The organism is Stenotrophomonas sp. 71799_Sma (assembly GCF_056482505.1).
Genome location: NZ_CM151202.1, coordinates 2,015,773 through 2,029,513, shown reverse-complemented (window position 1 = coordinate 2,029,513; position 13,741 = coordinate 2,015,773). Strand labels below are relative to the sequence as shown.

Annotated in this window: 18 protein-coding genes, 1 tRNA gene and 1 pseudogene; 8 read left to right on the top strand and 12 right to left on the bottom strand. The window is 62.2% G+C overall.

Features of this window, described 5'->3' with window-relative positions:
• Positions 1–81 precede the first annotated feature (81 nt).
• The gene (locus ACZK4Z_RS09485; RefSeq protein WP_478451465.1) at positions 82–1,245 is read left to right on the top strand and encodes a two-component system sensor histidine kinase NtrB; all 1,164 of its coding nucleotides are present in this window, start codon (positions 82–84) and stop codon (positions 1,243–1,245) included.
• Positions 1,235–1,594, top strand: coding sequence for a response regulator (locus ACZK4Z_RS09480; RefSeq protein WP_010482617.1), 360 nt, complete (start codon positions 1,235–1,237; stop codon positions 1,592–1,594). Before ACZK4Z_RS09485 ends, ACZK4Z_RS09480 begins: the two co-directional genes overlap by 11 nt.
• Positions 1,595–1,624: 30 nt before the next feature.
• Here ACZK4Z_RS09480 and ACZK4Z_RS09475 read toward each other — a convergent pair whose 3' ends face one another.
• Positions 1,625–2,191, bottom strand: coding sequence for a TetR/AcrR family transcriptional regulator (locus tag ACZK4Z_RS09475; protein ID WP_107431768.1), 567 nt, complete (start codon positions 2,189–2,191; stop codon positions 1,625–1,627).
• A gap of 171 nt (positions 2,192–2,362) precedes the next feature.
• On the opposite strand from ACZK4Z_RS09475, the gene ACZK4Z_RS09470 reads away from it, so the two are divergent.
• On the top strand, positions 2,363–3,193 hold the full coding sequence (locus ACZK4Z_RS09470) for a universal stress protein (protein WP_032127431.1): 831 nt from the start codon (positions 2,363–2,365) through the stop codon (positions 3,191–3,193).
• Here the strand turns inward: ACZK4Z_RS09470 and ACZK4Z_RS09465 are convergent.
• Positions 3,141–4,034 (bottom strand): helix-turn-helix domain-containing protein, encoded by an 894-nt coding sequence (locus tag ACZK4Z_RS09465; RefSeq protein WP_049421337.1) that lies wholly within the window; start codon positions 4,032–4,034, stop codon positions 3,141–3,143. The genes ACZK4Z_RS09470 and ACZK4Z_RS09465 overlap by 53 nt on opposite strands.
• 146 nt (positions 4,035–4,180) lie before the next feature.
• Between ACZK4Z_RS09465 and ACZK4Z_RS09460 the strand changes: the two genes are divergently transcribed.
• A complete protein-coding gene (locus ACZK4Z_RS09460) occupies positions 4,181–4,738 on the top strand; it encodes a GNAT family N-acetyltransferase (protein ID WP_132809997.1) in 558 nt (185 codons plus the stop codon).
• A 7-nt stretch (positions 4,739–4,745) separates the two neighbouring features.
• Here the strand turns inward: ACZK4Z_RS09460 and ACZK4Z_RS09455 are convergent, their stop codons facing one another.
• Entirely contained in the window at positions 4,746–5,219 is a 474-nt protein-coding gene (locus tag ACZK4Z_RS09455) for a GNAT family N-acetyltransferase (RefSeq protein ID WP_262220526.1), read from the bottom strand.
• A 108-nt stretch (positions 5,220–5,327) separates the two neighbouring features.
• On the opposite strand from ACZK4Z_RS09455, the gene ACZK4Z_RS09450 reads away from it, so the two are divergent.
• Positions 5,328–6,218 (top strand): dihydrodipicolinate synthase family protein, encoded by an 891-nt coding sequence (locus ACZK4Z_RS09450; RefSeq protein ID WP_478451463.1) that lies wholly within the window; start codon positions 5,328–5,330, stop codon positions 6,216–6,218.
• Between the two features lie 36 nt (positions 6,219–6,254).
• On the opposite strand, the gene ACZK4Z_RS09445 is transcribed toward ACZK4Z_RS09450, so the two are convergent.
• Positions 6,255–6,323 (bottom strand) — tRNA-Arg (locus tag ACZK4Z_RS09445).
• Positions 6,324–6,616: 293 nt separating this feature from the next.
• On the opposite strand from ACZK4Z_RS09445, the gene ACZK4Z_RS09440 reads away from it, so the two are divergent.
• Positions 6,617–6,982, top strand: a complete 366-nt coding sequence (locus ACZK4Z_RS09440) for a DUF6713 family protein (protein ID WP_478451462.1) — start codon at positions 6,617–6,619, stop codon at positions 6,980–6,982.
• Here the strand turns inward: ACZK4Z_RS09440 and ACZK4Z_RS09435 are convergent.
• Complete coding sequence (locus ACZK4Z_RS09435) at positions 6,976–7,476, bottom strand: hypothetical protein (protein WP_478451461.1); 501 nt, start codon at positions 7,474–7,476, stop codon at positions 6,976–6,978. The genes ACZK4Z_RS09440 and ACZK4Z_RS09435 overlap by 7 nt on opposite strands.
• Before the next feature lie 471 nt (positions 7,477–7,947).
• Here ACZK4Z_RS09435 and ACZK4Z_RS09430 point away from each other — a divergent pair, with 471 nt between their 5' ends.
• On the top strand, positions 7,948–8,223 hold the full coding sequence (locus ACZK4Z_RS09430; RefSeq protein ID WP_478451459.1) for a hypothetical protein: 276 nt from the start codon (positions 7,948–7,950) through the stop codon (positions 8,221–8,223).
• On the opposite strand, the gene ACZK4Z_RS09425 is transcribed toward ACZK4Z_RS09430, so the two are convergent.
• The 3 genes from ACZK4Z_RS09425 to ACZK4Z_RS09415 form a co-directional block, all read right to left on the bottom strand.
• Entirely contained in the window at positions 8,220–8,669 is a 450-nt protein-coding gene (locus tag ACZK4Z_RS09425) for a BLUF domain-containing protein (RefSeq protein ID WP_346484651.1), read from the bottom strand. The two genes, ACZK4Z_RS09430 and ACZK4Z_RS09425, sit on opposite strands and share 4 nt — an antisense overlap.
• Positions 8,670–9,152: 483 nt before the next feature.
• On the bottom strand, positions 9,153–9,506 hold the full coding sequence (locus ACZK4Z_RS09420) for a hypothetical protein (protein WP_478451458.1): 354 nt from the start codon (positions 9,504–9,506) through the stop codon (positions 9,153–9,155).
• Positions 9,507–9,767, bottom strand: a complete 261-nt coding sequence (locus ACZK4Z_RS09415; protein WP_478451457.1) for a hypothetical protein — start codon at positions 9,765–9,767, stop codon at positions 9,507–9,509.
• A gap of 346 nt (positions 9,768–10,113) precedes the next feature.
• On the opposite strand from ACZK4Z_RS09415, the gene ACZK4Z_RS09410 reads away from it, so the two are divergent.
• Positions 10,114–11,688 carry an N-acetylmuramoyl-L-alanine amidase gene (locus tag ACZK4Z_RS09410; RefSeq protein WP_478451456.1) on the top strand — a complete coding sequence of 525 codons (1,575 nt, stop codon included), beginning with the start codon at positions 10,114–10,116 and terminating at the stop codon, positions 11,686–11,688.
• Positions 11,689–11,725: 37 nt separating this feature from the next.
• Here ACZK4Z_RS09410 and ACZK4Z_RS09405 read toward each other — a convergent pair.
• From ACZK4Z_RS09405 to ACZK4Z_RS09390, 4 genes and pseudogenes are all read right to left on the bottom strand, one after another.
• Positions 11,726–11,899 (bottom strand): annotated as a pseudogene (locus ACZK4Z_RS09405) (SOS response-associated peptidase family protein); the annotation flags it as partial.
• Between the two features lie 72 nt (positions 11,900–11,971).
• Entirely contained in the window at positions 11,972–12,547 is a 576-nt protein-coding gene (locus ACZK4Z_RS09400) for a hypothetical protein (RefSeq protein WP_197618003.1), read from the bottom strand.
• Between the two features lie 169 nt (positions 12,548–12,716).
• Positions 12,717–13,361 carry a hypothetical protein gene (locus tag ACZK4Z_RS09395; RefSeq protein ID WP_478451455.1) on the bottom strand — a complete coding sequence of 215 codons (645 nt, stop codon included), beginning with the start codon at positions 13,359–13,361 and terminating at the stop codon, positions 12,717–12,719.
• A gap of 22 nt (positions 13,362–13,383) precedes the next feature.
• Positions 13,384–13,704 carry a hypothetical protein gene (locus tag ACZK4Z_RS09390; protein WP_478451454.1) on the bottom strand — a complete coding sequence of 107 codons (321 nt, stop codon included), beginning with the start codon at positions 13,702–13,704 and terminating at the stop codon, positions 13,384–13,386.
• Positions 13,705–13,741 lie beyond the last annotated feature (37 nt).

Here is a 13,741-nt window from a genome sequence, read left to right as displayed (position 1 = left end):
GGCACGTGCCGCGCCTGCACGCACTCTTCACACTGCACTGCCTAGCTTCACGTCCCTTCCAGGGGTAATGCTCATTTCCACGTGGACGCAGCTGCTTCTACGACGTCCGTGCTGACGGACCCTTCCCGCCAACTGCGACTGCTGATCGACAGCGTGCGCGACCATGCGCTGTACCTGCTTGATCCGGATGGCATCGTCTGCAGCTGGAACCCGGGTGCGGAGCGCATCAAGGGCTATTCAGCCGATGAAGTGGTCGGCACCCACTTTGGTCGCTTCTACCTGGCCGCCGACCGCGAGGCAGGAGAACCGCAACGCCTGCTCCGCCATGCAGCGCAGCATGGCCACGTTGCCAATGAGGGCTGGCGGGTACGCCGCGATGGCTCGTCATTCCGTGCCAGTGTTGTCATCGAGCCGGTGGTTGAAGCGGGTGAGCTGCTCGGCTTCGTCAAGATCACCCGCGACATCACCGAGCAGTGGCAGGCACAGCGCCTGCTGCGTGATGCCCAACGAGCGCTGCGCAATACCCAACAGTTCGAGACCGTCGGCCGACTCAGCCGCGGCCTGTCGCATGAGTTCAACAATCTGTTGACCACCATCGGCAACGCGCTGGACCTGCTGTCCCTGCGCGTGAACGGTGACGATGCACGCGCCGCCGAGCTGCTTGATGCGGCGCAGACTGCGACCGATCGCGGTGCGCTGCTGACCCGCCAGCTGCTGGCCTTCAGCACCGGCCAGACCCTGATTCGCGAGCCTCTGGATATCAATGCGCTGATACGGCAGTGGCTGCCGGACCTGCAACGCGCCTGCCCGCCCACGGTGGTGCTGGATGCCCAGCTGGCGCCCGGCCTGCCTGCGATCAACACCGATGCGCTGCAGCTGCAGACGGCGCTGGCCAATCTGGTCGCCAATGCCGCGGATGCTACCCTTGAAGGCGGCCGCATCCTGATCGGCACTGCACTGGAGCATCGCCTCGACCCGGATGCGGACTCCACGCTGCAACGTGGCTATGTCACCCTCAGCGTCTGCGATGAGGGCCACGGGATGGCGGCCGACATCGCCGAACGGGCGACCGAGCCGTTCTTCACCACCAAGGACATCGGCAAAGGCAGCGGCCTGGGCCTGAGCCAGGTGTTCGGATTTACTACCCAGAGCGGCGGCTTCGTCGACGTGTCCACCACGCCCGGTGTCGGCACCACGGTCAGCCTGCTGCTCCCCGCAATGGAGGACCCTGCCGATGACCGATGACCCGATCCGCGTGTTGATGGTGGAAGACCAGACCGATCTGCGTGAAATGATCGGCCTGGCCCTGCGCGACCTCGGCATCGACGTGGCCACGACCGCCGATGCGCATGAGGCCGCCGCCCTGCTGAAGGGCGAAGCGCGTTTCGACGTGGTGTTCAGCGACGTCAGCATGCCCAACGGCATGTCCGGCATCGAGCTGAGCGAGCACGTGGCACGCGAGCAGCCGCAGGCACGGATGATCCTGTCGTCCGGTTATGCGCGCTCGCAACTGCCGCCCCTGCCGGAACAGGTGGAATTCCTGCCCAAGCCGTACCGCCTGCGCCAGCTGGTGCAGTTGTTGAAGCAGGCGTAAGCCACGGCGCCCCGGCAGCAGGCCCCTGGGTCAACCCTTCATCGCTCCCCGCTGGAACGAAGCCAGCAGCGTAGAGGCTGCCGCTGCCGGCGCCAGCCGACCGCGCGCCAGTGACCAGGTGATGCCGTAGAAGCAGGTCCAGTAGAAGTCCGCGAGCCACACTGCGGTGAAACCAACGTTGAACTCTCCGGCCGCCTGACCACGCAGGAAGAAGGCCTCGAAGCGCTCGCCGATCGGCGCCCAGCGCTCCGGCAGCAGATGCAGGTCACCCTGGCGCTGCTGCTCTTCCATCATCCGCGCGAACAGCAGCGTTACCAGCTCCCAGTCCGCCAGCAGCGTGGCGGTGACCTGCTCCAGCACGTGGCGCGCATCACCGCCCTCATCGAACCAGACCGCCGCCGCTTCCACGCGCTCGAAGCCGGCCGCGAACAGTGCCTCGTCGATCGCCTCCCGAGTGGGCGCAAACCGGTACAGAGTCGCGCGGCTGATACCGGCCCCGCGCGCGAGTTCGCTGAGGGTGCAGCGTGGATGGCTGACCAGGGTGGCCGCCAGCGCGTGAGGCAGGTCGCGGCGGGTGCGTGCTGCGGCAGGTCGCATGAAAGCGCTGAGGTGTGGGTTCGCCCTCACGCTAGCATGAATCACCAATTAATAAACTGAATCAAAGATGATTCATTCGGATCACCGATGCGCTAAAACAGGGATGCGTCCGGTGCACCCGGGTCGGTGCACGGCAGGGAACGCGTCACAGGCATCGAAGGAGACAACGCCATGCTGCATCCACTACGCGATATCGCTGTGCTGTTCGACGCCAGCGACACCGGGGACCGCGTTCTCAACATCGCCGCCCATCTGGCGCAGGCACAGCAGGCCCATCTGGTCGCGGTCTCCACCGCCCAGCATCCCACCGACATCGCCAACGGCTTCGCGCGCGGTGCCGGCATCGCCGCCGCGCTCGACCATGAGGCGCGTGCGGATGCCGCCTGCACCGCGCAGCTGATGCAGAACCTGCGTGCCGTGTCCGAGCCGCTGCAGATCAGCACCGAACTGCGCATCGTCTCGGACTATCTCGGCGGCGCCGACCTGGCCCTGCAGTCGCTGTACTGCGACCTGATCATCGCCGGCTATCCGCGTACTCCCGGCGCCCCTTCTGGCTGGCACCCGCTGGGAACGCTGCGCCAGACCGGCGTGCCGATGCTGCTGGTGCCACCGCATTGGCATGGCGACCAGGTCGGCCATCGCATCGTGGTGGCCTGGAATGCCAGCAAGCAGGCACGCCGTGCGGTAGCCGATGCGCTGCCGTTGCTCGCACGTGCAAAAGCGGTGCACCTGCTGATGGTCGACACGCCCAAGGCCGAGGCCACACCTGGCGCCGAGATGGCCCAGCACCTGGCGCGGCACGGCGTCGAAGTAGAGATCCAGGCGATCAGTTCAAGCCAGGGCGGCGTTGCCGCGACCATCCGCCAGCACGTGCTCGATGCCGACGCCGACCTGCTGGTGCTGGGCCCCTACAGCCGCAGCCGGGTGGTCGAGCGTGTGCTCGGCGGGGTCACCGAGGATCTGCTGGCCGAAGTACCGGCGCCCTTGTTCGTGTCGCACTAGTACCGCCCTGCCCTGCCCGGCGATAGCCGGTCAGCGACTGCCCGGTGTGCCGCCGGAAGTAGCGGCACAGGTAGGATGCATCCTCGAAGCACAGGCGCTCGGCGATACGACCGATCGGCAATTCGCTGTAGGTCAGCAGCGCCTTGATTTCCAGCACCACCTGGCGATCAATCAACGCCTTTGGCGTTTCGTCGAAGCACTCGCGGGTCAGCTGCGAAAGATAGAACGGGGTGATGCACAGCGCGTCGGCATAGGACTGCACGTCGCGCTGGCGCGTGCTGCGCTCACCGACCAGTTCCCAGAAATTCCAGGCCAAGCGCTCGCGTCGGCTGACCTGCGCCACGGCCACACTGCGCGCCGGCAACAGCGTTGCGAATTTGAGGAAGAACGTCTGCAGCAGGTTGCGCAGCATCACGTGACGATAGCGGCCGCCATTGTGCTGTGCATCCATCAACTGCTGCAGCCAGCCCTGCAGCAGCGGCACGTCCAGCGGCGACGGCACGCAGTGGGGCTGATCGTGCAGGAACTTGAACAGTGCATTGGGAAGCACATAGGCCACCTCCGATGCCAGCGCCTTGGGCATCAGGCAGACCACCGCCAGAAAGCCGCGTGAGCGCTGCCGCAGCAGCGCCAGCGTGTCCTCTGCCAGCACCAGCACATCGTGCCGCTGCACCGCTACCTCGCGGAAGTTCAGTGCAAAGCGTGCGCGCCCCGATACGCATACCAGCACCGCCAGATAAGCGTGGCCGAACGACAACGGGACGCCCTGCCCTTCGGCCAGCGTACTGACCTCCAAGCGCATGGATTCGTCCTGGTCCAGGAGCTGGGGTACGCGATCCATGGGCCGATCCGGCTGTATTCCGGGCCCCAGCATACCCGGGCTCGGCCACCCGTTGTGAAAAGTACCGAAACCATCAAGGTCCCGCTCTGGGCCGATCGCGCCTGGCGACCTAGCCTGTGCACTCTCTTTGTTCCCGTGGAATCGACATGCAGCTGCACACCGAACGCTTGATCCTTCGCCCCTGGCGCGACACCGACGCTGCCGATCTGTACGAGTACGCCCGCGACCCGCGCGTGGGCCCCATCGCCGGCTGGCCGGTGCACACCAGCGTTGAGGAAAGTACCGAAATCATCCGCACCGTCTTCAACCGGCCAGAGGTCTACGCACTGCAGAGCCGCGAGGACGGCCATGCGATCGGCTGTGTCGGCATCCTGATCGGCACCGACAGCAACTTCGAGATCAGCGATCGAGAGGGTGAGATCGCCTACTGGATCGGCGTTCCGTACTGGGGCCGCGGACTGGTGCCCGAAGCGGTGCGCGAAGTGATGCGGCACGCCTTCATGCAGCTGGAACTGGACGCACTGTGGTGCGGCTACTTCGCTGACAACCTGCAATCGCTCAGCGCACAGAGCAAATGCGGTTTCCAGCATCACCATACCGAAGTGAACAAGTTCAACAGCTTCCTCGGCGACTACCGCACAGAGCACATCAGCCGCATCACCCGCGAGCAATGGTTTGCCCTGCAGGCCACCTTGCCAGCATGAGCGAAGTTCAGGCCGACGTGCGCTGCATGAACAGAAGTTCCGGCGTCGAGGACGCATCAACCTGCTGGAAGCCGAGGTCGCGATACAGGGCCACGGCAGCTGCGTTGTCACGATAGACGCGCAACGTGAGGCGCTGCACACCGGCTTCGCGCATGGCCTGTGCACTCAAGGCCTGCATGAGCAGCCGGCCAAGGCCGCGCCCGCGTGCCAGCGGGGAAACAATGATGCGGCCCAGGTGCGCGGTACCGGCGTCGGTCATCCAGTACTGACCAAAGCCCAGGCACTGGCCCTGCTCGTCCAGCAGCGCCCAGCCCGGCCTCGGCCCGAGTTCGAGCACCTGCGCGAACCGTTCCTGCGGCAAGGGAAACGGCACGCCGGGGCCCGCCCAGCGCTGGGTGGCCTCGGCGGAATCAAGCCAATCGGCAATGGTGGCGTAGTGGGAAGGCTGGACGGCGCAAAGGCTTGGTTTCATGACCCGCATGGTGCGTCATTCGTGACGATTAAACACGCTGCGTGGCGACACTTGAGATTTGTCATAGGACAATAAACAATTCCAGGCGTCCAGCCCATTCCCCCTTCGGGAGATCCCATGTTCAAAGGCCTCAGCGCGTTTCCACTGACCCCGCTCTCTGAAGCCGGCATCGACTTTCGTGCGTTTGCCGGACTGATCGAGCGCCTGGCCGATTCCGATGTTGATTCGATGGGCGTGCTTGGCTCCACTGGCAGCTACGCCTATCTGGAGAAGCACGAGCGCAAGCGCGTGCTGCGCGAAGCACTCGCGCACGCCGGGGGTGTTCCGGTGATCGCCGGCATCGGTGCATTGCGTACCCGCGATGTGCTGGAGCTGGCCCTGGACGCCGAGGATGCAGGTGCTGCAGGCCTGCTGCTCGCCCCCGTGTCTTACCAGCCCCTGAAGGACCATGAGGTGCAAGCACTGTTTGAGACCATTTGTAGGGCGGTGCGTACACCGATCTGCGTCTACGACAATCCGGGCACCACGCACTTCCGCTTCACCGATGCACTGCATGGCCGGATCGCCGCACTGCCCAACATCGCTTCGATCAAGATTCCGCGCCTTGCTGATGATCCCGTCGAGGCTGACGCGCGCGTTGCTGCACTACGTGCGTGCGTTCCCGCACATGTGACGCTGGGCGTCAGTGGTGACGCCTCGGCGGTTCGAGGGCTGCTGGCGGGGTGTGACGGCTGGTATTCGGTGACCGCCGGACTGTTCCCCGAGGTTGCGCTGCAGATCATGCGGGCCGTGGGTAGTGGCGATGAAGAGGGTGCTATTGCCCTGTCTGCGCGGCTGGCGCCGCTGTGGTCCCTATATGAGCGGTTCGGCGGGATTCGCGTCATGGCCTGCGCGGCAGCCCTGCTGGGACTGTGCGGCGAGAACTGCCTGCCGTTGCCGTTGCAGGGGCTGCGTGGCGGGGATCGCGAGGAGGTGGAGGCGGTGCTGGGTGGGCTGGGGTTGTTGTAGAGCCCCGGAGTGCGGCTGCCATGCGCCTGCGGAAGATGGTGACCCCGGCCCGATTCGAACGGGCGACCTTCCCCTTAGGAGGGGGGCGATCCGGCTATATCCGTCAATGCTCTTGGTGCGATCTGTGCCAAAGCTGTGCCAGATTACGCGCCGCCAGGGGGCCGCAAGCGCTGTAAAACGCAGTATCCCCAGCCATGGCGGAGCGTAGTCGGATCTTTCAGACCCCCGCCGCTCTGCTCCAGCCCTGCCCTCACCCACGCCTTGCGCGCGTCCCTCGGGCGGAGCTTGGTCGCCGGCGGCTTGGCCGGCTCCAGCGCTTCCTTGACCCGCTGCGCCTCCCTGCTCTGCATAACCGAGCCCGGCTGCTAGAATTCGCGCACCTTTGGACGGGAAGCCCCATGGAACGGTGGTATCTGGCAACACTGCTGGCCTTGATCCTGCACCAGATCGACGCCGCGTTCTGGCATGAATGGGACATGTTCCGGGTCCCCGGGGGCATCCAAGGGTTCCTGATCTTCAACTTGGCCGCTGTGGGCGCCCTGCTGCACGGGTATCGCCAAGTCGCGCTGGCCAAGCCATCCGCGCGAGCGTATGCCCGCCTGTGCGGGATAGTCGGTGCCGGCACAGCGGCAATCCACGTTGCGTTTGCCATTGCTGGCCGCGAGGAATTCCATCTCCCTCTGTCCATCGCAGCCCTAGCCGCATGTCTCGTTACCGGCGTCGGCTTGCTGCTGAGCAGCCGGAAACCGGCCATTGGTCAGTAACCGCCCCGGAGCTGCGCCCGCCCCGCCCTGACCCACGCCTTCATGGGATCCCTCGTCCTGGGCTTGGTCTCCTTCGGCGGTCGGCCCGGCTCCAGCGCCTCCTTGATTCGCGCTAGTTCCACCGCCCCGGCCTCGGCCAAGCGCCGGGCCTGTTGCTGCTGCTCGCGGGTTGGCGGCAGGCTTGGCAATGGTGGTGGCGGCTGGATCGGCGTGCTGTCGGTCAACCGGGCAACCGCCTGGCGCAGCGGCATGTCGGGGTACAGCCTGGCCGCGCACCAGCGCTCGGCGCAGCGCTTCGCCTGCCGGACGTTGGCGGCGCGCGCTTCTTTGGTGTGCCACATCTTTTGGCCTTCCATCCACAGCCGGACGCCAGGACCGCCATCGAGCGTGACGTTCGCCGTTTCCCGACCGTTGTACCAGAGCGCCCAGCGCTCACCGGTCTGGACCCAGCCAGAGGGAATCGGGGCGCTGCGGAAGCCGTGGGAGGAATGCATGGCCGGAAGGATACGACCGGCCGTCGCAGATCCTGCGAAGGCACACCACCGCTCAGCCCGCTGTGATGAAGTGTTCACGTTAGGGCGAGCACAGTAGGGTCTCGCGGCTCTTCTCCGGTGCAGAATCCTTTGCTCCCGTGTCCAGCCCTCCAGCGGCACGGCTATGCACCCTCCCAACGCTTTCAGGATCCATTCGATCCTGCCCCTGCTTGCGCCCAATGGCGCAATCATCCGATTGGAGCAGGTGCGATCAACCTGTAAAAGCTGTGGGCTCAGGTCGTCGATGACTGAGGGTGCAGGCTTTCAAAAGGATCGAACGGGAACCACGCTTACGTGCCCTGCTTGCGGAACGACAGGATTGATGGACGAAATGGAGATCTGGCATCACTGGCTAGAGCAGTGCCGTCGCGAACGACTTCTGGCGCTCTTCGACCCCAAGCCCGACGATCCACTCGACATCGAGGACCCAAAATGACCGATGGCATCTCCGAACTGCGGGACCGCCTCCACTCCTGCGAAGTTGCGATCGAGGTTCATCGCGGCTATTTGAAAGCTACGGTGTACGCGCTGAGGGTTTGTGTACTGACCCACCCGGCGCCCGAGCAGCTGACCGACACCTGGTTACGCCTACTTCCCAGCATCGCGACGAAGCACAAGCACGATGGCGGCGATCTCTTCGCCGCCGCATTTGAGCAATCGCTGATGGTTCTGACCGAGCAAATCGGCGAGCCAAGCAGCAAGCGCTAGGCTGCGATGGCGTACGGCTCAACTAACGCGACCAACAGATCCATCGCGGTCGCATAGGCGGCCTGGGCATCGCCGCGCTGATTGAACCGAGTCCAGTCCGCATGGGCCGCCCGCTTAAGCTCCTCCGGCTCAACTGGCAGCCATTTCATGGGCCAGAACGGCAGGCGGCGTTGCCCCACCCTGCCCCGCTGCAGCTCCACAATGCCGTTGTGGCTGGTGGCACCCAGAACCCTGGAGTAGGCCACTGCCAATCCGTCCTCTGGCCCCTCCATGTATTGGAGGAAGCGTCCGCCATCGAAGAGGAGCACCCCCGTAACCCCAGCATTACGGTTGAACCGGGCCGCGTCATCCACGATCTGATCCAGCTTTCCGTTGGACAGGCCCAGCTTGTCGCCGGCGATTCCCTCTCCGGCACCGCTCACATATACAACCGCCCTGATGGGCATTGCGCACCTCCTTGATGAAGGACCACCGTAGCAGCAGCGGGCTCATGTGCGCGTGAGGTCGTTGAATCGTCCTGAACGCGTCAGCTTCGGGTGTTGCTGGATTCGGACCTTCGTCACAAGATGCAGGCACCACAAAGCGCAGCATGCGCAAAATTTTCAGGTAGTTAGCAATGCCAGATACAGGCCTTTTTTACGTTATCGACCTCGACGCGGACCGCGACGAGCTGGGCAAGTTGAAGCACGTAGGTGCCATTACTGTCCGCTGCAACCAGTGCAGACATGTCACCCATTCAAGCGCTCCGGACCTGCAGACAATGCCGGGAGGAACCCTGCTCGCTTGCGCTGGATGCGGCGAGCGTCAGGCAGTCAGCAACGCCCGCTTGGTCGAATGCGACCAAGTGCTGGGGCCTACGATGCCTCTTGCGATGCCGGCCTGAATCGCGCCATGTGCGGCCGATTCGTCCAGCTACCTCGCCCAGATCGTCAGATCGGTCCCAAGTCCTTCACCACAGCCTGGCCCTGCTGCAAGAACCCGATCAGCAGACGCCCGCCGGCGACCTGGCGGCCCATCTGCTCGTTGAGGTAGCTCGCCTGGAGCCGTCCCGCCGCCATCAAGTCGACCTGCAGCATGCTCGGTGCCACGCCTTTGAGTGGATCACCTGGTGATGCAAACTGGCCGCCGATCGGCTGCACTGCCGTAGCCTGCCGGCTGTCGCTCTTGGCATAAACCGTGGCCATCATTCTGCCGCTTCTGGGCGACCAACCGCCCAGGACAATCTCAGTCCCGAGCTGTTCGATAGGCAGCTCAGCCTCTGCGGCCGCCTTCTCATAGTTCAATCACAGTTGGTCCATTACAGGCCCCATCTCGGCCGAAAGCTGCTCAATGGAGAAGTCGGCCCTGAAGCTCGCCTGCAGAGCCAGCTCGTAGATCTTCAGGAAGAACTGGGCCCCACCTCTGGTGGCCAGTAGCACGTTGTGCTGCGGTATCAGGAGCACCTTGGCACCGGCAGAGTGGGCGCCCGTCAGGACATCCTCCGCAAGCGTATCCACTGCAACGACAAGCTGGTCACGGCTGATCAGTACGTTGAGGATGCTCATAGGGCACATCCATTGGCCAGCCGTGACTATGGCCACAGCCCTAACCAACTGTCCACTGCAGTTGAGCCGGCGCGGCGCTGCTCACGCGCCCCCGGGTTGAGCTGCCTGCGGCCCCGGATCCGACAAGGTCAGAATGCCCGTCTTGCTCAGCGAGCTCAATCGGGCAATTCCGCGTTGAAGCCTAGCCATTCCCCTACGGCGGCCGCTTGCACCAGCAGTGAGGCTATTCTTCACCTTCACAAAACTTCATCTATTTGCAACAAACGCAATGGCCCACCATTTCACCTAACGGGGTCATTGCTGTTACCCTCAAAAGCGGGGGATCCATCAGCAAAGGAGATGCATGATGTCTGTTACTCAAGGCAAGAAGCTTGCTTGTATAGCTGCAGGACTAGCGCTTTCTTTGGCGCTTACCACCAATGCAAGCTCTCAATCAACGCAGCCTATAAAGGAACAACCACTTCGATCCGTTGCTCAAAGCACGGCGATTTTCGCCCAACTTGAACCTGAGCTACAGCGCTTCGTTGATAAACAGAAAAGACTACCCGGACAGGAATCGAAGGTACTAGTTAGAATTTCTCCTGATCAATCTACCGGAATAGTCTGGATAGACCTTGATTCGGGCTATCTGCCCAAAGGCACCACGGAGCTCAACGAAGATCTAAGCGACAAAATTGGCGACATCAAGATGGAGCTCTACAACTATCTATCTGGTGTCGTTTCCTTCAAATTTGTTAGCTTGAGAATTGGCGGCAGGACACTCAGTGAGATATTCCCACCTGAGTACGTCAAAGAAAGGAAAATCCAACGTAGTACTCGCGCTGCGGCATCCCCTGTGCCGGGAATGGTTCTCATCAATCCAGGCCACGGAAAATACTTCCACCATGGCGATAACGTTTGGAAGTACCAGCGCCCGACTGCCTATGCAGGCACCACCAATGTCCATGAGGACGACATCACGCCGCAGTATGCGTCGATGCTGGACACATACCTGACCTCGCGCAGCTACATGCACGTCACTGACGTCCGCCACACCCGTGACATCCTGATGCCATTCATCGAACCGGAGAGCAATCTTCCGTGGAAAGATCTAGCCGCCCGTTACTACATCAAATCACTACTGCCTAATGAAGGCTCCACGATATGGAATCTCTACCCAAATGGGAAACCCAATCGGGCAAATCTTCGGGAGTACGACGACGATCTGATGGCCCGCGCCAAGTACGCTAACCACATCAATGCCGAGACCTTCATCTCTCTGCATACCAATGGCGCCGCCCCAACCGCCCGCGGCACCCTCGTCATGACAAAAACGGATGATCCACAATCCGTGCAGCTCTCTAAGAACATCCTCTGCTACATGAAGGAACAGATCAATGCAGTTGAAAAGTATGCTGACTTTACCATCCGGCCTGACCTCGTAGACGGCAGTGAGAAGGCTGAAGTCCGAGAGGCGGAGATGCCCACGGCACTGATCGAGGTGGCCTTCCATACCAACACCGAAGATGCGGCGGCACTTCAGGACTCGGAATTCCGCTCAGCAGCCATGAAAGGCGTGGAAAAGGGTTACCGCACGTTCAAGAAGGGTGAAACCGATTGCCGACCGCTGACAATCACCAACTTGCCACCAGTCACAGGCCCGCACCTCACTGATATCCCTTACACCTTGCAGTTCGTAGGCTCTCCTACCTATCCGCTCTACCTTCGCAGTAAGGTTGTGACCTGCCCTCCGAACTACAACTGTAGTCAGAACTCTACGCAGTATCCTTTCCCCGGAAGCACTCCAGGCACGCTTAATGCGGTGGCCCGCTGCACTAACGCTTACCCAGTTTCAGGCAGCGTCATCGTACTGGACCGCTACCTTGAAGACAGTGATGGCGTAAAGAGCCCGATGGTTCGCACCTCGATTACCTGCGTGTAACTAGCAGTATAGATCAGCCTGTTCTCTCTACTTGAGCCCGTCCAGTTGACCGATTGATCCCGAGGGCATCGTCAATCGCCTTCGGGGTCTTGGGCCGCTTCTTGCCCGGATCGTGGGCGTAGAGGGCGGCGAACTCCTGCAGCGACAGCGTGGCGCCCGTCATCCGGACCAGCTTCTGATAGGCGGCGGTGATCTGGGCGGAATAGCACATGCCCACCATCTCACTGCAGAAAGTATCGTGCCACGGTGAAGCCGCCTAGCCACAGGCTAGGCGGCTACCACATCACATGAAGACGTAGCCTTGCGGCCCGTCGTTGTGGGCGCCCGAAATTCCCTCGCAGCCAACATCGCGGGTGTCGAAATGACGGAGCTTCCCCTTCCACGTGTAAGCGCATCGATACAGTGGTGCGGTTCCTGGCAGCTGCACCGACGATACATAGCCGATCGGCCCTTGATTGGGAGGAATGACTTGTCCCTCACAATTCATGTCCTTTGAGGTGAAGCCATCCCATGGGGTGTGACTGAAACACTCCCTAATCGGGTGACTGTTCTCAAAGGGTGTCGTGGAGATAAACCCGATGACCCCCTCGTCCATCCAGCCCGAACGCACCCACGAGGCAATATCGTAGTGAAGAATTCTGTGGGTGTTGTTCTTGCCTTGGTAGATGCGGTGGAGTTCTGCCAGCGTGACACCAGCCGGCACAGCAAGACTGGGATCCATCTGCACCGCCGCATTCGCCACGGATGCCAGGTCAGTCCCGCTTGCATGGGCGACGGACGCGCCACCAACTGCGAGAAGCAAAGAAATACTCAGAAGACTCGATTTCACGAAATGCTCCATTTCTTCAATCGCGAACATCTTGCTCGCCCTTTGATCGTATCCAGAGCAGCGAGTCCACAAAGTGACAAAGTTCAAATCGATCAATTTCAATTAGCCAATGAACGGTTGGCATTGAATCTAACCTGCGTCTCGCACCAGGTGACTTCCGACTGATGCTGCATGGTTTGCGGAGGCATGAGACCGACAATCAATGGCCGGTTACATCGATCAGCACGAAGTGACCGGATGCGCTGAACTGTGTCGCATTGTCGGACTGCGGGATCAGGGCAGTCGCGCCAGCATAGTAGAAGCGCCCCGAACCCGCTGCACCGGTCCCATCCCCCTGCGGCCCGGTCAGGCGGAAGCCCACGCCGCGCTCAATCCGCTGACACGAACGAGACGAGATCACCGCGTAGCGTCTTCCAGCCGGGACCTGCATGTATGCACCCTCAGCCGCTCCGAACGGAGCAGTCGTCACGCCCATGATGCGTACGGGCTTCGCCCAGGAAGCGAAGGCCAGTTCGCCGGTGTGCTCTCGGTACACCTCGATTCCTTCCTTGCCCGGTGTTCCAGTCACAACCGAGTCGTACACCCACGCCGTGCCAGCGACCCATGTTGAGCCGGTGTACGCTGACACTCGCCAGTTGTTGCCACCGAGATTGGTCAGAATAACGCTGAGCCCGAAGTTGTTGTTCGGACCGGTGACCGCAACCACTGGGCTCTTGGCCTGGAAGTCACGGGTGACGAACCGGGTTACTACGATCCCTGACACCTCGTACGCAACGGCGCCAGCTTCGTTGATATCGAACTTGTGACGTAGATGGAAGTTGAGCAGGTCACTTCGGACCTGCACCGTTCCAGATGGGGTGTATGCCTCAAACCCTCCTACTAGCATTTCGGTGAACCCCGTAAAGGACAGTTGCCGGAACCAGGGAAAAGGCCGGCTGCCCGTTGGCATCCACATCAGTGCCCCAGTACACCCGGCCATCTGAATACCAAACGCTCGGTGTACGGCCAGGCTGCGCCGGAGGCGGCACCACGTAGAAGAGGAAATCCCCTGGTGGCAGTGGCCCCACCCAGGTCGAGTTACCGTGCACGGCGTCGGTCTGAACCGTGCCAATGAACAGCCCCAAGCGGGTGGTGTAATCAATCTCCAGCGATCCGTCGAGATTGAAGGTCTGAATGCCCGCAGGCATGCGCTCTACTCCTCTAGTGATTGGCGGGAGGGCGCTT

Bases quoted from the DNA above. Each gene is read 5' to 3' on its own strand.
- ACZK4Z_RS09480 (WP_010482617.1), top strand. From the start codon at position 1,235: ATGACCGATGACCCGATCCGCGTGTTGATGGTGGAAGACCAGACCGAT.
- ACZK4Z_RS09475 (WP_107431768.1), bottom strand. From the start codon at position 2,191: ATGCGACCTGCCGCAGCACGCACCCGCCGCGACCTGCCTCACGCGCTG.
- ACZK4Z_RS09470 (WP_032127431.1), top strand. From the start codon at position 2,363: ATGCTGCATCCACTACGCGATATCGCTGTGCTGTTCGACGCCAGCGAC.
- ACZK4Z_RS09465 (WP_049421337.1), bottom strand. From the start codon at position 4,034: ATGGATCGCGTACCCCAGCTCCTGGACCAGGACGAATCCATGCGCTTG.
- ACZK4Z_RS09460 (WP_132809997.1), top strand. From the start codon at position 4,181: ATGCAGCTGCACACCGAACGCTTGATCCTTCGCCCCTGGCGCGACACC.
- ACZK4Z_RS09455 (WP_262220526.1), bottom strand. From the start codon at position 5,219: ATGCGGGTCATGAAACCAAGCCTTTGCGCCGTCCAGCCTTCCCACTAC.
- ACZK4Z_RS09450 (WP_478451463.1), top strand. From the start codon at position 5,328: ATGTTCAAAGGCCTCAGCGCGTTTCCACTGACCCCGCTCTCTGAAGCC.
- ACZK4Z_RS09440 (WP_478451462.1), top strand. From the start codon at position 6,617: ATGGAACGGTGGTATCTGGCAACACTGCTGGCCTTGATCCTGCACCAG.
- ACZK4Z_RS09435 (WP_478451461.1), bottom strand. From the start codon at position 7,476: ATGCATTCCTCCCACGGCTTCCGCAGCGCCCCGATTCCCTCTGGCTGG.
- ACZK4Z_RS09430 (WP_478451459.1), top strand. From the start codon at position 7,948: ATGACCGATGGCATCTCCGAACTGCGGGACCGCCTCCACTCCTGCGAA.
- ACZK4Z_RS09425 (WP_346484651.1), bottom strand. From the start codon at position 8,669: ATGCCCATCAGGGCGGTTGTATATGTGAGCGGTGCCGGAGAGGGAATC.
- ACZK4Z_RS09415 (WP_478451457.1), bottom strand. From the start codon at position 9,767: ATGAGCATCCTCAACGTACTGATCAGCCGTGACCAGCTTGTCGTTGCA.
- ACZK4Z_RS09410 (WP_478451456.1), top strand. From the start codon at position 10,114: ATGTCTGTTACTCAAGGCAAGAAGCTTGCTTGTATAGCTGCAGGACTA.
- ACZK4Z_RS09400 (WP_197618003.1), bottom strand. From the start codon at position 12,547: ATGTTCGCGATTGAAGAAATGGAGCATTTCGTGAAATCGAGTCTTCTG.
- ACZK4Z_RS09390 (WP_478451454.1), bottom strand. From the start codon at position 13,704: ATGCCTGCGGGCATTCAGACCTTCAATCTCGACGGATCGCTGGAGATT.